At 47.2% G+C, this 23,703-nt stretch carries 20 protein-coding genes and 6 pseudogenes; 17 read left to right on the top strand and 9 right to left on the bottom strand.

The annotated features are described in order from the left end of the window. Positions 1–5: 5 nt before the first annotated feature. The 3 genes from N4J56_RS37995 to N4J56_RS37985 all read right to left on the bottom strand — a co-directional run bounded on the left by N4J56_RS37995 (position 6) and on the right by N4J56_RS37985 (position 1,342). Positions 6–494: a VOC family protein gene (locus tag N4J56_RS37995; RefSeq protein WP_317112123.1), complete on the bottom strand. Its 489-nt coding sequence runs from the start codon at positions 492–494 to the stop codon at positions 6–8. A 48-nt stretch (positions 495–542) separates the two neighbouring features. Next, a complete protein-coding gene (locus N4J56_RS37990; RefSeq protein WP_317112122.1) occupies positions 543–905 on the bottom strand; it encodes a DUF1428 domain-containing protein in 363 nt (120 codons plus the stop codon). 86 nt (positions 906–991) lie between these two features. Next, positions 992–1,342 (bottom strand): metalloregulator ArsR/SmtB family transcription factor, encoded by a 351-nt coding sequence (locus tag N4J56_RS37985; RefSeq protein ID WP_317112120.1) that lies wholly within the window; start codon positions 1,340–1,342, stop codon positions 992–994. Between the two features lie 605 nt (positions 1,343–1,947). Here N4J56_RS37985 and N4J56_RS37980 point away from each other — a divergent pair. Then, a pseudogene (locus N4J56_RS37980) lies at positions 1,948–3,300 on the top strand (IS110 family transposase). Positions 3,301–3,551: 251 nt separating this feature from the next. Then, positions 3,552–3,641, top strand: a pseudogene (locus N4J56_RS37975) (IS6 family transposase); the annotation flags it as partial. Here the strand turns inward: N4J56_RS37975 and N4J56_RS37970 are convergent. Then, positions 3,614–4,278: pseudogene (locus N4J56_RS37970) on the bottom strand (AraC family transcriptional regulator). The pseudogenes N4J56_RS37975 and N4J56_RS37970 overlap by 28 nt on opposite strands. 326 nt (positions 4,279–4,604) lie before the next feature. Here N4J56_RS37970 and N4J56_RS37965 point away from each other — a divergent pair. The 10 genes and pseudogenes from N4J56_RS37965 (at position 4,605) to N4J56_RS37925 (ending at position 11,663) form a co-directional block, all read left to right on the top strand. Beyond that, on the top strand, positions 4,605–5,348 hold the full coding sequence (locus N4J56_RS37965) for an SDR family oxidoreductase (protein WP_317112118.1): 744 nt from the start codon (positions 4,605–4,607) through the stop codon (positions 5,346–5,348). Positions 5,349–5,470: 122 nt separating this feature from the next. After that, positions 5,471–6,355, top strand: coding sequence for an SDR family oxidoreductase (locus N4J56_RS37960; RefSeq protein ID WP_410500834.1), 885 nt, complete (start codon positions 5,471–5,473; stop codon positions 6,353–6,355). 31 nt (positions 6,356–6,386) lie between these two features. Next, a complete protein-coding gene (locus N4J56_RS37955) occupies positions 6,387–7,604 on the top strand; it encodes an MFS transporter (RefSeq protein ID WP_317112114.1) in 1,218 nt (405 codons plus the stop codon). Positions 7,605–7,633: 29 nt separating this feature from the next. Continuing rightward, entirely contained in the window at positions 7,634–8,629 is a 996-nt protein-coding gene (locus N4J56_RS37950) for an aldo/keto reductase (protein ID WP_317112112.1), read from the top strand. A 75-nt stretch (positions 8,630–8,704) separates the two neighbouring features. Further along, a complete protein-coding gene (locus tag N4J56_RS37945; protein ID WP_317112111.1) occupies positions 8,705–9,046 on the top strand; it encodes a hypothetical protein in 342 nt (113 codons plus the stop codon). Further along, entirely contained in the window at positions 8,974–9,741 is a 768-nt protein-coding gene (locus N4J56_RS37940) for a quinone oxidoreductase family protein (protein WP_410500833.1), read from the top strand. Before N4J56_RS37945 ends, N4J56_RS37940 begins: the two co-directional genes overlap by 73 nt. 39 nt (positions 9,742–9,780) lie before the next feature. Continuing rightward, positions 9,781–10,046, top strand: a pseudogene (locus N4J56_RS41685) (ABC transporter); the annotation flags it as partial. Between the two features lie 71 nt (positions 10,047–10,117). Beyond that, the gene (locus N4J56_RS37935; RefSeq protein ID WP_317112108.1) at positions 10,118–10,246 is read left to right on the top strand and encodes a hypothetical protein; all 129 of its coding nucleotides are present in this window, start codon (positions 10,118–10,120) and stop codon (positions 10,244–10,246) included. A gap of 75 nt (positions 10,247–10,321) precedes the next feature. Further along, positions 10,322–11,102, top strand: a protein-coding gene (locus N4J56_RS37930) for an IS5 family transposase (protein ID WP_317105119.1) whose coding sequence is annotated in 2 segments (ribosomal slippage) — positions 10,322–10,659 and positions 10,658–11,102 — 783 coding nt in all. Because the reading frame shifts where the segments join, the coding sequence is not laid out codon by codon here. Between the two features lie 54 nt (positions 11,103–11,156). Then, entirely contained in the window at positions 11,157–11,663 is a 507-nt protein-coding gene (locus tag N4J56_RS37925; protein ID WP_317112106.1) for a methyltransferase domain-containing protein, read from the top strand. A 332-nt stretch (positions 11,664–11,995) separates the two neighbouring features. On the opposite strand, the pseudogene N4J56_RS37920 reads toward N4J56_RS37925, so the two are convergent. Next, positions 11,996–13,058, bottom strand: a pseudogene (locus N4J56_RS37920) (IS630 family transposase). Between the two features lie 307 nt (positions 13,059–13,365). Here N4J56_RS37920 and N4J56_RS37915 point away from each other — a divergent pair. Together N4J56_RS37915 and N4J56_RS37910 are read left to right on the top strand one after the other, a co-directional pair. Further along, a complete protein-coding gene (locus N4J56_RS37915) occupies positions 13,366–13,764 on the top strand; it encodes a hypothetical protein (RefSeq protein ID WP_317112104.1) in 399 nt (132 codons plus the stop codon). Between the two features lie 55 nt (positions 13,765–13,819). Further along, on the top strand, positions 13,820–14,317 hold the full coding sequence (locus N4J56_RS37910) for a hypothetical protein (protein WP_317112102.1): 498 nt from the start codon (positions 13,820–13,822) through the stop codon (positions 14,315–14,317). 206 nt (positions 14,318–14,523) lie between these two features. Here N4J56_RS37910 and N4J56_RS37905 read toward each other — a convergent pair whose 3' ends face one another. Beyond that, positions 14,524–16,197 (bottom strand): NAD(P)/FAD-dependent oxidoreductase, encoded by a 1,674-nt coding sequence (locus tag N4J56_RS37905; RefSeq protein WP_317112101.1) that lies wholly within the window; start codon positions 16,195–16,197, stop codon positions 14,524–14,526. 722 nt (positions 16,198–16,919) lie between these two features. Next, complete coding sequence (locus N4J56_RS37900; RefSeq protein WP_127024294.1) at positions 16,920–17,867, bottom strand: HetZ-related protein 2; 948 nt, start codon at positions 17,865–17,867, stop codon at positions 16,920–16,922. A gap of 307 nt (positions 17,868–18,174) precedes the next feature. Between N4J56_RS37900 and N4J56_RS37895 the strand changes: the two genes are divergently transcribed. Continuing rightward, entirely contained in the window at positions 18,175–19,443 is a 1,269-nt protein-coding gene (locus N4J56_RS37895) for an IS701 family transposase (RefSeq protein WP_317104593.1), read from the top strand. Positions 19,444–19,670: 227 nt separating this feature from the next. After that, positions 19,671–20,882 carry a sensor histidine kinase gene (locus tag N4J56_RS37890; protein WP_317112099.1) on the top strand — a complete coding sequence of 404 codons (1,212 nt, stop codon included), beginning with the start codon at positions 19,671–19,673 and terminating at the stop codon, positions 20,880–20,882. A gap of 170 nt (positions 20,883–21,052) precedes the next feature. Here N4J56_RS37890 and N4J56_RS41680 read toward each other — a convergent pair. Continuing rightward, positions 21,053–21,139, bottom strand: a pseudogene (locus N4J56_RS41680) (IS6 family transposase); the annotation flags it as partial. 281 nt (positions 21,140–21,420) lie between these two features. On the opposite strand from N4J56_RS41680, the gene N4J56_RS37885 reads away from it, so the two are divergent. Then, entirely contained in the window at positions 21,421–22,155 is a 735-nt protein-coding gene (locus N4J56_RS37885; protein ID WP_317112098.1) for a tetratricopeptide repeat protein, read from the top strand. A 270-nt stretch (positions 22,156–22,425) separates the two neighbouring features. Here N4J56_RS37885 and N4J56_RS37880 read toward each other — a convergent pair whose 3' ends face one another. Continuing rightward, entirely contained in the window at positions 22,426–23,571 is a 1,146-nt protein-coding gene (locus N4J56_RS37880) for a ScyD/ScyE family protein (protein WP_317112097.1), read from the bottom strand. Between the last annotated feature and the right edge of the window lie 132 nt (positions 23,572–23,703).

Below are 23,703 nucleotides of genomic sequence, written 5' to 3'. Positions count from 1 at the left end.
TTCGGCTAACTGATACCGTTCGCTGCACGCTCGATCGTGGCAATATCGATCTTGACCATTTGCATCATCGCCTCTTGGGCACGTCGGGCACGGGCTGTGTCGGGGTCGTTAAGTAATTCGATCATCCGCCTGGGTACGATCTGCCAGGGAAATCCCCACCGATCTTTGACCCAGCCGCAGGCGATTTCCGATCCGCCCTCTGCGATCGCAGCCCATAGGCGATCGACTTCAGCTTGGTCATCACAATGGATTTGAAACGACACAGCTTCAGTGAACGGAAACTGCGATCCACCGTTTAGCCCCACGTATTGCAGACCAGCCAACGTGAATTCGACCGTCAAGACCATTCCAGCGGGTCCACTCGGCGTGTCAGCGGGAGACTTCAAAATGCGATCGATACGCGAATCTGGCAGCAGCGAGACATAGAACTTAGCCGCCTCTTCAGCGTCGCCATTAAACCACAAACAAGGGACGATTTTTTGAGTTGTTAGCACTGGATTCCTCCTGTTAAGCTTCTGTCTTTAAGTCGCTGATTTCAAAAGCTACCTATCAACAATCATCTCGAAGCCGCCATAGATCATCCGCTTGCCATCGAACGGCATTTCAGCATTTGGATTCTTTTCAGGCTGCATGCGTGGGTCTGCCATAACTTTCTTCCACCCCTCATCTCTGATTTCGCGTGAGGGCCAAACAACCCAAGAAAAACAAACTGTTTCATCTGCCTGACACTGAACGGCTAAAGGAAATGATGTGACTTCACCTTCAGGAACGTCATCCCCCCAACATTCAATCAACTTGAGTGCCCCGTATTCCTTAAATACGATCGCCGTGCTCTCTGCATGTTGCTTGTAAACTTCTTTGTTGACTGTAGGGACAGCTAAAACAAAACCATCAACGTAAGGCATGAGGTTTTTCTCCTGATTACAATTCTTGGATTGATTTTTGATTGATAACAAGATTGAATGCTAGTTAGACTGATGCACAAATCACATTACTTTTTGCGATTCTGTTTTTGTTCGTTTGCTTGTAACTCTTGTAGATACTCATCCAGGCGATCGAAACTCTGTTCCCAAAATCGGCGGTAGTGTTCCAGCCAGTCTGCTAAATCCTTCAGCGGTTCTGGATTGAGGTGGCAGGGTCGCCACTGTGCATCTCGGCTGCGCGTAATCAGTTGAGCACGTTCCAGCACTTTGAGATGTTTGGAGATGGCAGGTAAACTCATCTCAAACGGTTCAGCGAGTTCTGTGACGGTGGTTTCTCCCTGAGCGAGTTGTGCCAGAATTGCTCGACGGGTAGGATCAGCCAGGGCAGCAAGGGTAACGCTCAAAGAGTCAGTGGACATTTGATACTTAACCGCGCAGTTAATTAACTGCTAGTTTAAATGTACTATTCCAATCTGTCAAGGGCAATCCCCAGTGTTTGGGTGAACTTTTGTGTTGAAACGTAACTACTCAGGCTTAATCCTGTTATGTCACTTTCGAGAAAAATAATCTACAAGCCCTATTAATACGTATTTTCGCAACAAAAGAAGTTAAATGACAATAAGTGAGACGCGATCGCTAAACCTATAATTCTACTTGAGGTTCAGAGTAGACGAGACATTTTCCTCTTTCCAGAGTGACATAAGCTGTTTACGGACGCGCTGGCTTCCGTTATGGATGGAAGAAACAAAATAAAATGCACCAAAAAACTATACTTTGATTGTGTCCTGACAATTAAGACCGATCCCCCAATGGTGCTTTGTCGCCCGTACAGAAGCTTGGTTCTGGGTTGAGACGGTGATGACATTGGTGAAATGGCAGCAGCCATTATCCCGTTTAGGAGACTGTATTCATCCGTCAACCCAGGTCAGGGCACACTTCCAACTATTAGTATGACTGCACATTCCTGAGGGAGCCTTTGATAATGAAAACACCAAAGTTAAAATCCCGTTTCCATCAACCAAGTATGAATGAAACTTCCGATTTAAAGCCAATCAACCCAAATGCAGCAGGTATTGATATCGGTTCAGAATTTCACGCTCGTGAGTGTTCCAAAAAACCGAGCATCTAAGTGTGTAAGACGTTTTGGCTGTTACACTGCTGACTTGTATGCCCTTGCAGATTGGCTGGCTGAATGTAGAGTGGAAACTGTAGCAATGGAATCAACAGGGGTGTATTGGATTGCGTTGTTTCAAATTTTGGAAACAAGGGGCTTTGAGGTTGAACTTGTCAACGCTCATCATGTCAAAACTTTACCTGGACGCAAAACTGATATTTTGGACTGTCAATGGCTGCAACAGTTGCATAGTTATGGATTGTTGTCTGGTTCTTTTCGCCCAGAAGACCAGATTTGTGTTTTGCGGAGTTACATCCGCCAACGAGATAGTCTAATCAAAAGTGCTTGTGTTCATATTCAACGAATGCAAAAGGCTTTAACACAGATGAACGTGCAACTGCATAAAGTCGTCAGCGATATTACTGGTACTACTGGGATGACAATTATTCGAGCGATTGTTGCTGGAGAAAGAGACCCGCAAATTTTAGCAGCTAAAAAGCATCACCGCGCTAAACGCTCTGAAGCAGAAATTGCCGCCGCGTTGAATGGAGATTATCGTAGTGAGCATGTCTTTGTACTTCAACAAGAACTACAACTTTACGATGTTTATCAAACTCAGATAGCAGCTTGCGACTGCAAATCAAGGAGTGCTTGGCTCAATTTAGCGACAAAGTTAATCTCAATGACTCTCCACTTCCTCAACCAAAGCACCCCCGTCACAAACCTCAAGGCAATGAACCTAACTTTGATTTGCGTACTCATCTTTACCGCATGAGTGGGGTTGATTTTACCCAAGTGGATGGTCTTGGTGTCCTGACAGTACAAATCATCCTTTCTGAGGTCGGTTTAGATCCTAGCCGATTCCCAACTGTTAAACACTTTACTTCCTGGCTTGGTCTTTGCCCTTGCAATCGCATCACTGGTGGTAAAGTTAAACGTTCTCAAACTCGCTTGGTGGTTAACCCTGCTGCCAATGCTTTCCGTATGGCAGCACAAACAGCTGGCAAAAGCAATTCAGCTTTAGGTGCCTTTTATCGTCGCTTACGTTCTCGCCTTGGTACACCCAAAGCTATCACTGCTACTGCTCATAAGCTGGCACGAATTTTCTACCGACTTTGGACTTCTGGAGCTAACTATCAAGATCCTGGCATGGATTATTATGAGCAACGTTACCAAGAACGAATCATCAATAACCTCCAGAAAAAGGCTCTGGCTTTAGGCTTTGAGCTGATTCCTCAGCCCGAAGCAAATACGGTTTCTTAGGAGAGGGATTATTAGCTACTGCATCTAGCTCTATAACTCTTTCTCGCTTAGCTACAGAGATCTTGAAAAGATGATGCTGTACCCTTGGTATTTTCGTCACCTACGAAGCGATTCGAAGAATGGTGTCAGAGTCAGACCTTTGCCGATCGAATCCGTCACCATTGCCGCAAAACAGGTAAGAAGTGGCATCTAGACGAAATGCGAGTGCAGACTGAGTCACCGCAACAAAGCAGCAGCGCGCGAAGTTTCTGAAAAAACTGCTGAAAAAACAAGGCTTTGCTCCACAGGTAATGGTGACAGATAAGTTGAAAAGCTATGCAGTTGCGAAAAAAGAGCTTCTGCCATCTGTGGCAACTTGACGAACGGCTTCGCCTTGTTTATCTGCGAGCAAACGGTAATAGATTTCGCGGATAATCAACGGTGCAAGAAACGGAATATCCTGTGGTGCATCTAAAAGCTTTGTCAACCGGATGGCGCAATCAATCAACGTTGAATCGGCATCGTTGATGAAGCAACCTCTGACTGACTCTTTTTGACCAATGCCTAGATTCGTTTGAGCAATAATCTCACTGAGTTGGACTGGGTCTAGATTCACCTTCAATCCTAAATAGGGCTGAGCGGGTGTTGCTTCTATCACACCCCCACCCAGAGGCAAATCCACCGATACACCAGATATTGAGCGACACCGTACTGATAGGTCTGTTCATTCAGCAGCACTTGTTTTTTGCCTTGTACCACAATGACGAGCAGTGGTTTGCTGACCGCCTGGCTGATGGCGGCGGGGGCAGATTCTCGCTTGAAATTTAAAGCATCGATCGCCGTTGCATGGCGACCGTTTCCCTTGCCGTCCGTGTACCGATCGACGAGTGCTGCCAATTCCGCACATTTGTCGATCGCCAAGCGTTGCTGTATTGGCAAAATCTCCCTAATGGGAGAAGCCCCGATCGCGGTTGTATGGTCTAGCGTCTCGATTGTCATGCCGGATTCCTGACTGATGTAACACTTCTCATGCGTGCATTATAGGAAATATTTTCCTTAACTAGCGTCTCGGTTGGAAGGATTAGGCAATAATCTGCTAGATTTGTGTATTCATCCAAAAGCGAATTCAGCCTACGATGAACGTATGCCACAAGCTGAAACAAACACAAAGGTTGAGTCTGGCTTAATTGAAATCAAGGGAACACAGATACGCGAACGGCGAACTCGCATAGAACACAGTGATTCTCAACCAGCAGCCCTGTGCCCAAATGACGAGTACCGATCGAGTATTCGGACACATATCGTACTATATTTGGAGGCAACTCATGGATCTTTCTGACAATACGGTACTAGTCACCGGTGGCGGCACTGGCATCGGTCTGGCGATCGCAAAACATTTTCTTGATGCGGGTAGCGAAGTCGTCATCTGCGGTCGTCGTGCAGACAAGCTGGCTGAGGTGCAGGCGGCACATCCCGGATTGAAGACCTGCGTGGCTGATGTCGCAAACGCCACAAGTCGCGAGGAACTAATTGTCTGGGCGATTGCCGAATACCCAGATTTTAATGTACTGGTTAACAATGCTGGAATTCAGCGACGGGAGCGCTTTGCAATCGATCCTGCCGACTGGTCGAGCCGTCAGCAGGAAATCGCCATCAATCTAGAAGCACCAGTCCATCTCGCGGCGCTAGTGCTGAGTCAATTTCGCGCACAACCAAAAGCGGCGATCATTAACGTCTCTTCGGGTTTAGCTTTCGTGCCAGCCCTGTTTGCACCCGTCTATGCTGCCACTAAGGCTGCTATTCATTCATTTACCGTATCTTTGCGGGCTGAACTAGACACTACCTCGATCCAAGTCATCGAGATCGCACCGCCTGCAGTGAATACCGATTTGGGTGGAGTTGGAATTCATACCGATGGCGTTCCCGTGGACGTGTTTGTTGATTCGGTCATGGCGCGAGTTGCCGCAGGCGAACTAGAAGTAGGCTATGGCTTCTCCGAGACAGCACGCCGTGCCTCACGCGAACAGTTAAACGATCGCTTTGCCGAGTTCGTGGCATCGATGAAATAAGGTGTGGTGGCTCAACAGAACTTCATCACCAAAATTCTCGGAGTGGCTGCATGAGCCAAGAGTCACTGAGAGACTTTTGTAGCTCCAATTTTTGGAACAAAACCGAAGACAATGAGGTGACAATGAAAGTATTGATGATTGGCGCAACTGGCAAGTATGCCAGCCTAGTTGTGCCTGAGCTGAAACAGCGTGGTGTCACCATTCGCGCGTTGGTACGGGACAAAGACAAAGTAGATGCAGCGCGGCAGCAGGGCGTGGATGAGGCAGCGATCGCAGACCTCCGTAACCCAGAAAGTCTTCGTACTGCTGCTGCTGGAGTGGACGGTGTGTTTCACATTAACCCCGCCCTTGCACCGGATGAAGCAGAGATGGGCGTAGCAATGGTTGAGGCTGCTAAAGTGGCGGGTGTCCGTAAGTTCGTCTTCTCCGGTGTCATCCACCCGTCGCTCTCCAAGCTCAGTAACCATGCAGCCAAGTGTCCGGTCGAGGAAGCACTGTATGAGTCGGGCATGGAATTTACTGTGTTGCAGCCCACTAGGTTTATGCAACAGAATCTTGAGCGGGACTGGAGTGTTGTGCTTGAGCAGGGTCACTTCTCCCTGCCCTACTCCAAACATTTGAAGGCAGCCTACGTAGACTACCGCGATGTGGCGGAAGTAGCAGCGCTGGCACTGACTGAAGACAAGTTGGGCTATGGCACGTTTGAACTCTGTGCTCCTGGTATGGTCAGTCGTGTAGAAATAGCAGCAATGATCGGCGAGGCAATCGGACAGACCATCGAAGCGGGTGAACTGTCATTCGACGAGTGGGTGCAGGCTGTACGCATCCCTGAAGGAACCCTTCGCGAGGGTTTTAGGCAACTGTACGCCTACTACGACCAATATGATTTTCCTGGCGGCAACGCCCTCATACTGCAAGCCATTCTGGGGCGAGAACCCCGCACGATGCAGCAGTACATCCAAGAGCTGGCAAACCGTAAAGCTACCACGATAGGGAGTCAGAAATGAATATGATACGCTCGCCTCAGCTACCTCGTCGGTGCCTCCATTTATTCTCTTTGCTGCATTTCTGAGTACGTTTTATATTGGACTCATTGGCCCGATCTTGCCCGCTTTAGTCGAGCAATATGGTGGAAATGCCTTCATCATCGGGTTGATGTTTTCGAGCTATTCTTTTGCACAATTCCTCAGCGCGCCTAGCCTGGGAGCAATCAGCGATCGCTACGGGCGACGAGTGGTCATGCTAGTGAGCTTATGTAGCGCAGTCCTCGGCTTTTCGATGTTTGCGATCGGTGGAGCATTGTGGGTGCTGTTTGTGGGCTGGATGATTGCAGGCGTGTCTGACTGTTGGATTAGCACCGCTTTTGCCTATGTAGCAGATACAACCAAATCTAACGTTCGCACTCGCTACTTTGCTTTTCTCACTGCTGCAATTGCTTCAGGGTTTATTATTGGACCAGCCACAAGTGGTTTTTTCTCACGGAGTAGCCCAGCTACACCGCTCTATGTGTTGATCGCGGTGCTCGTTTTTGCTGCGATCTGGGGCTATTTCTCAATGCCGGAAAGTTTGCTACCTGCACAAAGAGCAACAGAACTTCCGCTCAGTCACCTGAATCCACTAACTCAAGCGCGTGACATCTTGCAGTTTCCGCAACTCCGACTGCTGCTCCTGAGTTATCTGCTGTTCTGGACGATTGTGATTGTGCCTTCGTCTAACTTGCCAAGCTTGCTTTCCGATCGACTCAATTGGACACCAGAGCAAATTTCTCCTTTATTAGTCACTTTCGGAATCATTGTGGTCTTAATGCAGCTTGTTGCCTTACCGCTGCTACTCCGACGGTTTCAAGAGATTCGGTTGGCAATTGCGGGTGGATCGATCGCAGGATTGGGATTCTTTCTGATTGGTTTATTTCCAGTTACAGGCGCTTTGCAACTGGTTTACGGCGGAATGGTGGTCTATGCACTGGGACAACCGCTCGTGCAGACCTGTCTCACCGGAGCAATGTCAAAAAGCATGAGCGCGGATCTTCAAGGGCGGGTTCAAGGCAGCATTGCTGCGGTGATGGCGCTCGCGCAAGTGATTGGACCGTTGTGGGCTGGTTGGCTATATCAAGCTGTGAGTCAATCTGCACCTTATTGGTCGGCTACAGTTCAAGTGCTGATCTCGGTCGCAATCATGATTGTCGCAATTCCAAAGCTCAAGCGTTTGAATCAGAAAAATCGTGCAATGGAGGATGAACTGAATCAACCTCACTAGATGCCCTCATTAATCAAAGGAGCAAGATCGTGAAATACCGCAAACTTGGAAAAACCGACGCGCAAGTCTCAGCATTGGGCTTAGGCTGCCTGGGGATGTCCGATTTCTACGGCGATCGCCAAAGCAATGAGGCTGAAAGTATCGCGACCATTCGAGCCGCAATCGATCTGGGTATTAACTTGCTCGATACGGGTGACTTCTACGGCATGGGTCACAATGAGTTGCTGATTCGAGAAGCCATCAAAGGGATTCCCCGTGACAACGTATTCATCTCCGTGAAGTTCGGATCGCTGCGCGACCGCAAAGGCAACTTTAACGGATATGATAGTCGTCCGGTTGCCGTGCAAAACTTTTTGGCTTATAGCCTACAGCGTTTGGGGGTAGACTACATCGATCTGTACTATCCCTCCAGAGTCGATCCGAATGTGCCGATCGAGGACACGATTGGCGCGATCGCCGACCTGATTCAAGACGGTAAAGTGCGCTATGCCGGACTCTCAGAAGCAGGTGCTGATACCCTGCGTCGAGCGGCTCAGGTGCATCCGATTGCGATGCTGCAAACTGAATATAGTCTTTGGACGCGAGAGCCTGAAACCGATTTGCTGCCCGTGTGTCGAGAATTGGGAACGAGTTTAGTTGCTTACTCACCGCTGGGACGCGGCTTTTTAACCGGAGCCTTTCAATCACCCGATAACTTTGCACCCGACGATTGGCGGCGGCACAGTCCTCGTTTTCAAGGCGAGAATTTTTATCGCAACTTAGAACTAGTCGAAAAAGTCAAGCAAATTGCTGCAAAGAAGCAGTGTACGCCTGCTCAACTTGCACTCGCTTGGTTGCTAGCAAAAGGTGAAGATATCATTCCCATTCCCGGAACGAAACGTCAAGCACGACTGCATGAAAATGTGGGTGCATTGGACATCGTGTTGACTGATAGCGAACTGCAACAAATCGAAGCAATTTTACCGATCGGCGCTGCCGCCGGAACTCGCTACGCCGAAGCACTGATGCCCTTCGTTAACCGTTAGTTGGGCCGCGAAGCGCAGTTTGACTGAAGCTCCAATATCTATTTGGATACTCACCGTCGTCAGACGGAACAATTTTTGCCCTTCAGGGGGCCGAAGCAATTACAGGAGAACCTACTCATGCAAAACACTCCCCAGCAAATGAAAGCAATGGCTGTAGACGAGTTCGGCGAACCCGATAAGCTAACTTTGCACACCTTACCTGTGCCTACGGTGGACGCGGGCGAAGTTTTGATTCGCATCGAGATCGCCGGAGTTGGCATCTGGGATGCGATGGAGCGTGAAGGCGAACTGGTGTATAACGAAGTCCACTTCCCGCGCGTGCTAAGCGGCGACAATGTGCGGGTATCATCGCCGCCGTCGGCGATCGCGTCAAGCGTTTTGCCGTCGGCGATCGCGTTTATGCGCAAAGCTTTATGAACGACAAGGGCGGTTCCTACGCGCAATACGTCGTCGTATCCGAAAAGACGGTCGCGCCGATGCCCGATCGTCTCGATATGCTGATGGCAGGCGGACTGCCGATTGCTGGTGCGACAGCGCTACGCAATTTGGAGGCACTGGGGACGGGCAACGAAATCAAATTGATGCTGTGGGGCGCGAGCGGCGGTGTCGGTCACGTCGCGCTGCAACTGGCTAAGCGCATGGGCGCGAGCGTTTTCGCCATTGCATCGGGTGCAGACGGCGTAGAGTTGGTTAAGCAGTTGGGCGCTGATGAAGCGGTGGACGGACGCAGCGATGACGTTGTGCAACGCGCCCGCGCTTTTGCGCCTGACGGCTTCGATACCGCGCTGGTGCTAGTGGGCGGCGACGACGTTCAATCCACGCTGTGTTTGGTGCGTCGGGGCGGAATCATCGCCTTTCCTAACGGCGTAATGCCCGAACCCAAAGCGCTCGACGGTGTGGAACTCAAGAAGGCAAATGGCTTCGCCGACCCGATGTTGTTCGACCGACTCAACCGATTGGTGAGCGTTGGTGAGTTTCAAGTTCGCATCGCGCAGACGTTTGGGCTCGAAGAAGCCGCGCTTGCGCACTCAGCGATGAAACAGCATTATCTGGGCAAAATCGTGTTGCGCGTGAGCAGCGAATCAGAGCCTATCGAAAGAATGTCGCTATAAATCGCCAACCTCTGCCCAACAAGACGCTGCACCCGCCGCACAATTGTCGGCAAACGCGAACAAGTGTGTAGCGGACAAAGACAAAGAATTGCGTAAGCGTTGCGTGAGCTTAGTTACCGCCTGTGCAATTCTCAAAGACCCACCAATACTGATTTTAGATGAAGCAACGTCTGCTGTAGACAACAAACCGAAGCCGCAATTCAAAAAATTCTGACAAATATTACCCAAAATCGCACCACATTGCGATCGCTCATCGCCTCTTCACAATTCGCCACAGAGGTCGGATTTACGTAATGGATAAAGGAGATCGGACTATTGCGGTTGCGATCGTGTTTTCTGACTCAGTACTACCTAGAAAATTACCTTTGATGTAGTGATGTCGATCCTTAAACAAACTAAAGAAATTACTAAAGCATTTCTACCTCAGCCTGTAGTAGAAAGAATTCAACGTCTACTTGGCTGGTTAGCAGTTGTCAAAGTGCGAGGTTTGAGAGGTCATTTATAAAGAAAAGTTGAAAGCAGCGAGAATGGAGGCAAGAGGCTTTTACTATGACAAGACAGTAGCCCAAAGCATTGCCTCATGAGTAGAAAAGCTTACAAAAGTGATTTAACCGATCGAGAATGGCAAATCATTGAACCATTAATTCCACCTGTAAGACCAGGAGGACATCCACGTACTGTGGATATGCGTGAGGTAGTAAATGCCATCTTTTATTTGCTGAAAACTGGCTGTGCTTGGGAGATGCTACCACATGACTTCCCACCCTATTCAACGGTTTATTATTACTTTCGGCGTTGGCAAAAACGAGGAATTTGGCAGCAGATAAATCTTGCCTTACGTGAACAAGTACGGATGAAGCTGGGCAAATCTCATCAAGCTACTGCTGCAATTGTGGATAGCCAGTCCGTAAAAACGACGGAAAAAAGGGGAAGTATCCGGCTTTGATGGCGGCAAGCTAGTTAAAGGTCGCAAACGCCATGTCGTAGTAGATCCTCAAGGACTACTAATGGGTGTAGTAATCACCGAAGCTAATGCTTCAGAACGATTAGGAGCAATAGTGGCATTGCTAGAAGAGTGCTATAACTCTAAGTCTTTAGAGCTAATTTGGGCAGATAGTGGCTACAGTGGAGAGAATTTTGCACAAGCTGTAATGGTAGTCTGCGGTGCAGAAGTAGAAATAGTTAAGCGGATTACAGATGGGTTTGAAGTTTTGCCCAGAAGATGGGTAGTTGAACGAACTTTTGGCTGGCTAGGACGCTATCGACGACTAAGTAAGGATTATGAACTCCTACCGGAAATAAGTGAATCTATGGTCTACGCTGCTATGGTACGGCTGATGCTGAGACGACTAGCTGCTTGATTTTTACTTTATAAATCAGCTCTGAGCCTACACTTAAATTTTCCCGATCGCTACGTGCTTGAAGATACAATTATTCCTTACTTTGTCGAGCGTCAGGAATTTCAGCGAATTCTCTTCATTGGTAGCGATTGGTACACCAAACCGTATAATCGCTATTTCAGAAGTAAGAAATACTGGACGATAGAAATCGATCCGGTCAAGAAAAAGTACGGTGCCAAAAAGCACGTTGTTGGTTCGCTATTGAACTTGAGCGAGCATTTCACGACTAATTACTTCGACCTGATAATTTGTAATGGCGTTTTCGGCTACGGAATTGATACTAGAGAGGCTACCGAAACCTCATTTCAGCAATGTTTTCAATGCTTGAGATCGGGAGGTATTTTAGTGTTTGGATGGAATGACATACTGGGGTTTCAGCCATTTTCGGCGCTCGAACAATGCCAGAGCCTACAGCAATTTGAGCCTTATGTTTTCACTCCCCTAGCCACTACCCAGTATCTTGTAGCAGATAGTCCGAATCGACATCGATTCAATTTCTATCTGAAGCCTTTGCCCCAGTAATAAAGGCGATCGAGTTCCGCTCTGGCAAGCGCATCCCTCAACGGTTGTGTTGTTGCAAAAATTCGAGGCAGACTGGTAAGAGTAGTATTTGTACTTACTGTCGCTCGTCCAATCCACTGATACTAGCAATTGACAGAACATAATGGCGCGACCGGAATATTTTTGTTCTCAGTTTAGTTGAATACCGACGAGCAAATCCCGTCTATTGGTAATTGTTATCAAAAAGAGGATGCAGCAATTTCAACGAACAAAAAGCATTAATTCTTCCAGTGCAACGATTGTTTAAAGGCTATCAAATACTGCTGTTAGGAGATAGAAAGGTTCATAAGTAGCTAGGCAGATTTAAACATAAAACGTTCCAGTGTCCATCCCCCTTGTTGACTTCGATTCTCCATGCCCTCAATCATGGCATTCGCTAAATCATACTCGTTATCAAAAATCCTTCCGGCTATTTCATGGGTTTTGAGTTGATGCCACTGCGCTTCAATCAGATTCATATGTGAACTGTATTGGGGGAGAAAAAAGAGATATAGCCCTTTCGACTGCCACTGCTGCCAGTGCTCACGGGCAAGATGACTGGTATGAGCCGAACCATTATCTTGCACCACGACTGTGAGCCGTCCGGTTTGTAGCAATGTCTGCTCACTCTTTTGGGCAAGGAGCGTTCATCACTTTAACATAGCGTTCCTTGTGGAAACTGCCTTGTACCAGAGCATAGTCAAACGACTGCTCTGGTTGCCATATCCCTAGAATACTAATGCGGTCTCCATAGGATTTGACCTGCTCTTCGGTGTTTCTGCTCTCCAATGCGAGAGTAACTATAACTGACTGGACTTTCCAGACAACATCCCGATTCGTCAAGATACTTCAGGTCAATGTACCCTTCACAGGCAGCTAGTTGGAGTGTGTCTAAGTCGGCTTGCTTGAGTGCTTTGTACTCAGGATCTTGTCTGCCCCGTTGCGAGTGTCGAGTCCGCTTCCAACTAAAGCCCTTTTTTTTAGAATGCGGCGAATCCGGTCAGCACTTAGGTTTACCTGTCGTTCTTGCTCTAGCTTCTGGGCTAGCTGTTGACTATTATAGGTTCTGGCTTCTTGCTCTAGGCATTGTTCTAGGTAGGCCATGTCTGCTTCTTGCCATTTGGCTTTAGCTCCTCGTCCACTAGCATCCCATAATCCACCTAACCCTTGCTGCTGCCAACGGCGGATGGTTTCGCGCACTGTCTGCTCTTGGCACTCAAAAATTTCGGCAATCGCTGGCACTACCCATCCTTGAGCATTGAGTCGAAGCATTTGTGCTCGATCTCGGGTACGTTGAGCAACGGTTTTGGCAACCCGAAGTTCACTCAACGTCCGGTCTTCTGACTCTGTCAAAACGATACGTAAAGGAGCAGGCATGAGTGGTCAAAATCAGCAAGTTTTTGGCTTTTCTCTATCTTACGTTTAATTATGCCCTACTACTTAGTATAAAACCAGCCAACTGGTTACAGTCCAAGCAAAGTTGAATTTAGCTCCTGGAGTATCTTTCTTCTTACAAAACATTCAATCAACTAACCAACGAGAATTTGGTAAGTTTAACTTGGCTAGAAATTACAAGCGTAAGTATCGTGAAAAACTCAAACTATCTAGATGATACCTACTCACAAATCTACCTAGCCTCAAAGCAGCACTGAAAGCATTCAAATGTCGTAGTGGCATCGAAGCCATGTTTGAATATTGTAAAACAGATGGCTATAATTTAGCAACAATTTATACTACCAATCAGCACTTAATTGCTTTAATTTTACTAATTACTATTGCCTACAGTTGCGCTGTTTTCTCTGGTCGTCATAGCCGACATATGGGAGTACAAAAATATGTGGGACGGTTAAACGAGTTAAAACGAACGTGCCGCCGACATAGTGCTTTTTGGATTGGTTTATATGGTCAGCTCTGGGTAGGCGCTTTCTTAGGAATGGGCAGATTTAGCGTCTACATTGATACGAGCTTAGCCTCAGAAACTGTTCTATTTTTACAGAGGTCTACAGGCTACGGCATTGATTCTGCCTGCTTTCTAGCCTCGCTGTCACCCCTTCAGCTCAACTCCTTTAGATTTTATGAATAAAAAGAAACTTGTTACTGAATCCTTTTCTACAGGCGAGTCTAGTGCATTAATATCTATGGAAACTACTCAAGTAGAAATTTTAGAAGAACTTACCCACGACGAAGAACGCAATCGCGCTCAGTTGGAGTTGAGGGTAGAGCAGGCATTCTATCAGGCAGGTAAGGCACTTGCCCAATTGCGGGAGCAACGGCTGTATCGCTCTACTCATAAGACATTTGAGACCTACTGCCGCGATCGCTTTGGATTTACTCGTCAGGCTGCTAACTATTTAATTGCTGGGGCAGATATTTTTGAAAATTTGACAACCAATGGTTGTCAAATTTTGCCAACCAACGAATGTCAAGTTAGATCGCTTTCTGCACTAGAGCCAGAGCAGCAGGGGAGCGTAATAAATTATTATGCCTTGCACTACATTGAAACACGCCGTTCACAAATGATTAATTTATTGAGAATTGCACGACTTAATTTCCTATTTTTTTCGTCGCTCATTCTCATTAAGCTTGAGGTTTTCAACGGCGTACTACAAAACACAATAATTTATTACGCTTCCTAATGAGGATGGGGATGATAGGGTCATGGCTCAACTTTGATTAATGCTTGCCTAACTCTACGCCTTTGTTAGAAAATTTTCGATCTACTGATTCTAATTAATTGTTCAAAACTTTGACTTTCTTTGCGTATATACATGGAAAAAAGAGCAGTTATCCTTTAAGTCAAGTCCTTATTCCAGTTCTTTGTTCCGTTACTTGTAGCACCCCGTTAGTTAGTCACGGGAAGTGTAGCCTGTCTTTCGTCGTCATTGCCCCGAATCAATACGAATCCTTCGTAGTTTTTTGCCGCAACGTCGTCGCATTTCTCCACGTATGGGGGGAAGCCGAGGTAGGGCATGAACACGCGCGACTTACCAGGGATGTTCGCCCCCAAATACCACGAGTTGCACGTAGGAAAGAGCGTGGCACCTGCCACTTCATTAACGTGGCTCACCCAAGCATCTTGCGCCGCTAGCGTTGGCTCGATACACGCAAAGCCGCGAGCGCGAACGTAGAGAACGCAGTCGACGATCCATTCAACGTGCTGCTCGATGGACGGAATCATGTTCGTCAGCACGGAAGGACTGCCGGGACCAGTTATAAAGAACAGGTTTGGGAAGCCAGCTGTCGCAAGTCCGAGATACGTGCGCGGTCCCTCAGCCCACGTCTCCTTGAGCGATCGCCCGCCCTTGCCGCGAATATCGATTTTTAGTAATGAGCCCGTCATCGCGTCATACCCAGTGGCGAACACAATGGCATCAAGCTCGTATTCTTTGCCCTTCACCGTGAGTCCGTGCTTCGTAATCTCCTCGATCGGCGAGCTGCTCACATCGACCAAGGTGACGTTTGACCGATTGAACGTTTGGTAGTATTCCGTATCGACACACAAGCGCTTGCAGCCGACGACAGTGCGAGGCGACAGCTTCTCGGCAATGACCGGATCGCGCACGGTCTCGCGGATTTTCTCACGAATAAACTCTGCTGCCGTATCGTTAGCTTCCTTGCTGAGCAACAAGTCGGCAAATGCGCCGAGGAACGGTAACCCGCCATGCGCCCATCGCTCCTCGTATTCGCGCTGCCGCTCTTGGGGCGACATTGCCAACGCTGAGACCTCGTTGTGACGAATGTTGAGACCGGAGGGCAGCAGCTTGTTGCGTGCTCTGAAATTGGTGTAGTTGGCTTTGACTTCTCGCTGCACCTCTGGGTCTAGCGGGTTGTTGTGCGCGGGAATGGTATAGGCGGGGGTGCGCTGGAACACGAAGAGGTGGGATGCCTGCTGCGCGATCAGGGGAATGGACTGAATGGCTGACGAGCCCGTGCCGATGATGCCGACCCGCTTGCCGGTGAAATCAACTCCCTCGTGCGGCCAGTTACCAGTGTGATACGACGACCCGGCGAAGCGATCGCGCCCTTTGAAGTTTGGTGTATTCGTGGACGAGAGGCATCCCGTCGCCATCACGCAAAATTGTGCCGACACTCGGTCGCCCGCGCTCGTCTCGACGATCCAGCGCCCTGCCGTCTCATTGAAGGTGGCGGCTAGCACGCGCGTGTTGAGTTGGATATTACGCCGCAGATCGAAGCGATCCGCAACGTGATTGAGATATCGCAGAATTTCTGGTTGCGAGGCGTAGCGCTCCGTCCACACCCACTCTTGTTGCAGCTCATCGGAGAACTGGTAGGAATACTCCATACTCTCAACATCGCACCGCGCCCCCGGATAGCGATTCCAAAACCACGTACCGCCGACACCGCTACCCGCCTCGAACACGCGGGCAGAGAGACCAACTCCGCGCAGGCGGTGCAGCATGTAGAGTCCGGCGAACCCGGCACCGACGATCGCTACATCGAAATCACCGCCCGGCTTCTGGTTGGTTTCCATAGGGGTCAGTTTTACCTCAGCCATATCCCAGCCTCCTCGGGGCGTAATTCATACGGTTCTGTTGCAAAAACTTTTGAAGAACAATAAATCTGAATCAATTAGAGCTGATTAGTTAGCAAGTCCAAAAATTTGAGATCCGAATTATATAGAAGCTTGAATGTCTCCTTTTTCTATTCCTAAAGTTTGCCCTTTTCTAATTTAATCCATGTATTTCGTAATACTAATTGTTCTTCTTGTTGAATGAAATAGCTTAAATTCTAAGCCAAGATTTACTGTTTTTTTATGAATTAGCGATTTTATTCCAGTATACTATATAGGTATTTATTTTACCGTAGCCTATAAAATTTATCTATAATTGTACCTTCAAAAATTAGATGTTGTTATTCACAAAATAATGTCGTTCTTAACGCATTAATGTTGTTGCTAAAAATTTACCTACCTTAATGATTCCAATCTACTGTTAACAAATTAGTGCTGCTCAGCAACCGAGCTAATTACATAGCAGGATAAGTAAAACCTTTATCGAGTAAGAGTTGTAGTTTAAAATAACAACGACATCAATAAGTGAAATAGCGACATCTAATTTGTGAATGTACAGTAGTGTAATCTACGTCTTACGATAGAGGTGAAGTAGAAGTAAAGTCTCAAATTCAACGTTGAAGAGAAAAAGCGATCGAGATAATTTATCTCAATCGACAAACTAATTAATAAATCTCTGTTCTTCTTCAACTATGTTGTTAAGATATTTATGAGGTTTCTCCAGCATCCTCTAGCCAACTACGTACAAGAGGCTGATTTTGTCGCACGAAATTTCGCAGCGCATGGTAAACAACTTTTTCCCGCAGTCGGTAAACAGAGCAAACATCTAAATTCAAATGAGTGGCGATCGCCTGTTGCGTCCAGCCTTGAAGGTAAAGCTGGAGCCACTGCACTGCTGCTGTATCCACCTTTGCTTCTAAATAACGAGAAAGTTCCGCTCGAACAGCATGACGCAATACCTGTTGCGTTTCCCAAGCTTGCGTTTCTCGATACGTGGCAATGGCTTCGCCATCCAGCCAACTGAACGTACTGTCACTATCTCGGTCTAGGTCTTCCCCAGACACCAACTTGACAAAATCTCTCTTGGGGAGCTGCGTCAAACCACCTCGTTTGCTGCGGTGTAGATAGTTGATAATGCGGTAAGAGATCAAAGGTTGATTCCGAATTGGACGCAAACAGTACTCTTCTAAACTGGCAAACAGCAGCAGATTACGCAGTCTGGGAACGCTAGTACATTTAGCTATCCATGCTACTTGTTGTTGCATGTAGCGATCGCGTTGTAATAATTCGTGTAGTATTTCTTGCAAGAAATCGATAACGGTGCGTTGGCGATCGCAACTTTGAGTAACTAAAGCGCGAATTTTCCGACGCAGAATCGGCACGCTAGCTAGCCGTTGGATCAAATGGCGATAACCCCGTTGGGGCGAAACATTGAGGTAAAAATGTTGCAAAATTGAATAGCGATAGGAAATTGCTTGTTTGGCAATTTCTAATTGTTCGCTCGTGAGATTGTCATATCTTGCCAAGTCCTCACCGAGCAACCACCGAAGTATACTTTCTCTCGTGGCTGTGCTTTGTGACAGGCAGTCGCTAGCTAAGCGCGATCGCCATGCTTGTTCTAACTCCTGTGCCTCTGTTGTTTGCAGTAATACCATCAAACTACCTCCTTAGTTGCGCGGTCGAGCTGTTGTTGGGCGTTGCTAAAATTGTCAAAAGTTATATTCTTTGCTGTGCGGTGAATTCAGCCATTTAGCAACTGTTGGATTTCGCACGCACTCGTCTCATACAATCCTCCTCTGGTTGTCAGAAAATTCTTTGATTTGTGTCACTGTCAGGAACGATTCGTTCTCATGCTCAAATCCCATTCATCCTAGTGGGACTTTGTAAGAAAGATGGAGCAAATTGAGCTAGAATGCGGGTAGGAGTTGCGTTTTACGTCAGTCTCGACAGGAGCAACGTAAGGTGAAAGATCAAGTACCAGCAGCGATGCCGCAGTGCTTTGAGAACTGGTGTCGTCGGTTTGATGATGTATTTTCGCGTCAGAAGCAGCGGCAGGAATTTCGTGTTTATCTAGGGGGACTGCTGGGTGAGAGTCAGCGCAAAAACCTGAGCCAACTGGTCACAAATACAGTAGATGGCTCCTACAACAGCCTCAGACATTTTCTCAACAATGCCCCTTGGGATGAAGTCAAGCTAAATAATCGGCGGTTGGAGGTGATGCACCAGTGTCGCCAGACGACCCCGAGTCAAGGTTTCACATTGATTGTAGATGATTCGGGACATCGCAAAAGTGGTGCGGCTACTGATGGGGTAGGACGGCAGTACATTGGGGAGATTGGCAAGACTGACAATGGTATTGTGCTGCTGACTACCTACTTGTATGATGGAGTGCGACGTCTGCCGTTAGATGTTGCACTCTATCAACACGCAAGTTTATTCGAGCAAGGCAAGGCAGACCCCAACTTCCAGAAAAAACCTGACCTGGCTCTAGACTTGGTTGACCAATGCTTGAAGCGCGGTTATCGACCGGGTGTGACTGTAATTGATGCAGGCTACGGTAATAACACGCCTTTTCTCAAGCAGTTGGAGTCGAGAAACCTAACTTACGTGGCAGCAATCGCCAAAAACCGCCAAGTTACTGCTCAAACATCAGGTGATGAGTCTGCTCGTAAGCAGGGATTAGAAGCTATTGCTCAAACCTTGGCAGTGGAGCAGTTCACACCTGTGCAACTCAATCTGGAGCAGCCCCGGACAGTTTGGGTGGCGCTGTTACCAGTTCACGTTCCGAAGCTCGAAGGCACTCGCTGGCTGGCGATTCAACTCAATGCCTCTAGTTTCGAGCAAGCGACGGAGGTGGATTACTTTCTCACCAATGCCTCTGACAACCAAGTCAGTGCGGCTTGGGTAGCTCAAACATATTCTGCTCGCAACTGGGTGGAGGTCTTCTATCGAGAAGCCAAGGGCTGGTTGGGTTTGAGTGAGTATCAAGTTCGGGATGCTCTGAGTATGAAGCGTCATTGGGTTTTAGTGTTCATCGCTTACACCTTCATCCTTTGGCATCAGTTGACCGGCGGATTCCGCAGACGTTGGGCAACCAAACCCTTACAAACCTTTGCCGAAGCATTGGAGGCATTCCGCACCGCAGTCGAGTTTCGTTTGGTCCGCTGGCTTAATGAGCATGTTGATGTATTTGCCTCTCACAGAGCTAAGTTCGGCTATATTTGGGCTTAGAAAGTTTTAAAGTCCCACTAGAAAGATTAATTGGGGATGTGCCTCTGAAAAAGGTCTTCGTTTAGTCACAAAAGTCAACTAGTTTCGGTCTAACTTTCGTTGATAGAGAACTAGATTTCTCTATATCGATCGCTGATGACGGATTTGTGAATACACGACGGAAGGAGTATGGTACAGCAATACAGTTTGCAGTAATAGTAAAAGAAAGCATTGCTGCAACAGCTACCATGAATGCCTTCCTACAGTCCCTTAAATGTGAAGCGAATCCTTTTCGTTTTTTGCTCTATGCTGAATGGACGATGATCGCGACGTGTTTTTCGTTTGCCGTCATGGAATCGCTCGAACAGCAGCAATTTCCCGTTCAACACGTCCTTGTCCTTGTCATCCTGAGCATCATGGCTGCCTTATTACCTCGCGGCAAGCTTTTTTATAAAGTAACTTATGTGGGGATCGAAATTGCCTTAGTTTTTTATGGTGCGACTCTAGGGTATTTGCACGTCCTGCCTACCCTATACCTGATCGTGTTAATTCAAAGTTGCTTTCTGTTTCAACCATCGGGACGTTGGGTGGTGGCAGGGCTAAGTTTTTTACTGTTTCTAGTTCACCAAGTGCGCTACGTGCAAAACATCACCTTGCTGGTACAACCAGCCGATCGCCATCTGTTCTGGATGCACCTGATCGCCGAAACGTTGATGTTTGGCTTGGGATTATTCTTTGTCGTCAGATTAGTCACTACGTTGCTGTCCGAGCGCCAAGCGAAGGAACAACTTGCCATTGCCCACGAACAGATGCGGCAATATGCCTTGCAGATTGAAGAATTAGCAGCAGTGCAAGAGCGCAACCACATTGCCCGTGAGATTCACGATTCTTTAGGGCATACGCTCACCGCTCAAAATATTCAATTGCAAACGGCGATAAAGCTTTGGCAACGCGCTCCTGGCAAAGTCCGACCCTTTCTAGAGCAGGCGCTACGATTAACTAATGCAGCGATTCGAGAAGTCCGGCGCTCGGTCAGTACGTTGCGGGCAGATGTGCGGGAAGAACCGCCCTTAGAAGAGGCGATCGAATCGTTAGTGGACGATTTTCGTCAAGGCACTGGTGTCTCAACCGAGATCGAGATCGACGTGCAGATTTGTGTACCTCCGAAGCAGGTGAAAACGCTTTACCGAGTTGTACAAGAAGCACTCACGAATATTAGTAAATATGCCCAGGCGACAGCTGTAAAAATTGACATCAGTACGATCTCAGACAACGTGCGTTTAGCGATTGAGGATAACGGTCGAGGATTCAAGCCAGAGCCAAAAACAATGACCGGATTTGGCATCCGAGGAATGCGAGAGCGGGTGATGGCTGTAGAGGGCGTTCTACATTTAAATACAGAACCAGGAGCAGGCTGTCAGATTGTAGTTGAGCTTCCTTTGGATCGATCTAAAGAGTGAAGTATAAAGGCATCTAAGGGGAGAACGCTGGCTTGGTAAATCTCAATTGCAATGGCTCTACAACACTAATGACATTTTTAGCGATTGATTGGAAAATGTTAGGCGAAAAATTCAGGAACTGATAGATCTTTCTTAATGCATTGTATATACTTAATCTGAGAAATTGAGGGAGCTGATTTAAACCGTCGCATTTTCTTCTCTGGCAACCAATTCCATTGATGGTAAAGTTTAGCTCGGTTGTTTAATCTCTTATGTTGAACAGGGATTGAGTGGAAATGGAAAGCTGAGCATCAATGACAAGACTTCTTTACAGTACGATCTCACCTAACTTTTTGCGACACAATCTCCTTTCGTTGGGACTATGTTTTTTTCGCATAAACTGTGACGGTTGACCGTACTAAATATACAGTGACTAAGGTGGCGGTGACATTTGTCACCTTCAGTCTGTGACATTTATTCGACACGAGCAAGAGTTCCTGGTTGAGAACTGGAGATTCTGCAACAGAGGACAACCCACCTTTAAATTGATGAATAACTAATGAAAGCAAATTTTCACCTAAAAGCCAAGTTTTTTTTCCAGCAAGGGTTATGTCAGGAACAAGCTGGAAAACATGAAGCAGCGATCGCCCTGTTCGACAAAGCGCTTTTATACCAACCAGATTATGCTGATGCTTGGTCGCAACGAGGCATTATACTGGGAAAGTTGGGTCAGCACGATGAGGCGATCGCTAATTTTGAGCGAGCATTAGCAATTAAACCTAATGCTGCTTGGATTTGGCATAACCGAGGTATTGCCTTAGGTAAGTTAGGTGAATACGAAGCAGCCGTTAACAGCTTTGACCGCGCAATAGAGTTCAATCCAGACATCTCAATTTTTTGGCACAACCAAGGCATTACATTTATTGACTGGGGATGCTATCAAAAAGCAGTTGCTTGCTTTAAGCGGACGCTAAAATTACAACCAGATAGCTACTGGGCATGGTACAAGCAAGGAAAAGCGCTTTTGCAATTGAGGCACTACGAAGAGACACTCAACAGCTTTGACCGCGCAATTGAGTTTAAACCTGATTTTTTCATTGCTTGGTATCACCGAGGCATAACATTAAGTGCTAGAGGACGTTACGAAAAGGCAATTGTTAGCTTCAATCGAGCTACTGAGATTAATCCAAACTCTGAGCTAGTTTGGTATCACAAAGGCATAGCCTTAGAGAGGTTAGGGTACTACTTGCAAGCAATCGCCTGTTTTCATAAAGTATACCTTTGGCAACAATAATTGGCGATCGCTTGTTTGCATGATAGTCACTAACTGGAAAAGAGCAAATACACGATCTAATTCTTTTGCTTGAATTGCCTACTTTCTGTATTGAACCCAATAAGCAGACTGAAGAAAAGTCGCTGCTTTTAGGTGCAGTCTCCTTAATCTCGGATAAATGTGCCGCGATCGCACTCGGATTTTTGACAGCGATAATGCTAGTCGCACCATACTCGATCGCGTTGATTCCATTTAGCAGATTCCCCAAACGATAACAACTCTTCTAAGACATTACCGACTTGATGTCGAATTCGGTTCGGAAACTGAATTATCTTGAGGCACAAGCCTAAGTATTTGTCCTTTCCCAGCGTTAAAGCCGTTATTTGAAATATAAATTCCCCCCTCAGAATCAAGTGCTAGGGCAGTAGGAGAAATGAGTTCTGAAGTGGCAATCGTTGTGCGAGTTCCATCAGGTGCAATGCGAATCAAAGCACCAGTTGTGTCGCCAGATGAGATTGAATTAGTAGCGTATTCTAGGACGTACAAATTGCCGGTGGAATCGAAAGCCAAATCAATAATATTTGTGAAGCCATCAGCGTAAATTTGTGGCCGATCGTTAGAATCAATTCGATAAATACGTGCCCCCTCTTTTGGAAAAGGCGCTCCTGTGAGCTGACCCACATACAAGGCATGATCGGGACCAATGGCGACAGAGGTGGGTACTGCTTGCATGGGAAGATCGGCACCGCCAGACGGATTCGGCACTAAGCGTGTACTAAACACAGTCTGCACTGCTAGCTCGCTTCGATCCAGTCCCACACGCAAAAGATCGTTTGCACCTGCGTCCACAACATAAGCGGTGTTACCCTTAATTAAGAAAGCATAGGGGTTGCTGATAACGTCTCCGCTATCCGGATTATTTGCACCTTCATAAGCTGCTAAATCGGCAATTGGTCTGCGCGCAGCGTTTGTGTTTAACATCTCAAAAGCGAACAACTGTCCGAAGTCAGGAATACCTAATAAGTTCTCGCGATCGCCTGGATTACCAGCTAAACCAAACAGAATATATGGTTTTCCAGTGGCATCAAATGCTATGTCATGTGCCCCAGAAGCGTCACTGCCATCCGGTAATGCTACAGACGGTAAACCTGTAACAATTCGCTCGCTTTTACCGTCTTTAATGCGTGTCAAAGCACTGGACGCACCGTAACATAACTCAGCACCTGGCTGACTGGGGGAGGGAATGCAAGCACCATCACCACCTCGACCCGCTTCTGTCACATAGAGAGCACCATCTGGACCAAAAGTCAGTCCTCTGGGACTGTCAAGACCATTAGCCAAAACCTCAATTTGAAATTTTTCTGCTTGTACTGCTGGTGCGATTCCAACACTCATCAATGCTGCTCCCACCAGAGCTACGGAGAGTTGTTTGAGCATGATTAAATTAATCCTAATTACTTTTATCGAACCATAGGTTCTGGTTGATGTCGAGAGGGCGGTATCTCTGAACAACACTTCTAGAACATTACCAAATTGAGAGTCGATTTATAAACAAGATTTTTTGATTTA

The sequence above is a fragment of the Chroococcidiopsis sp. SAG 2025 genome (genome assembly GCF_032860985.1).
In the GTDB taxonomy this organism is placed as follows: Bacteria; Cyanobacteriota; Cyanobacteriia; order Cyanobacteriales; family Chroococcidiopsidaceae; genus Chroococcidiopsis.
The sequence above is the reverse complement of the archived record's forward strand: the minus strand, read 5'-3'. Positions and strand labels throughout refer to the sequence as shown.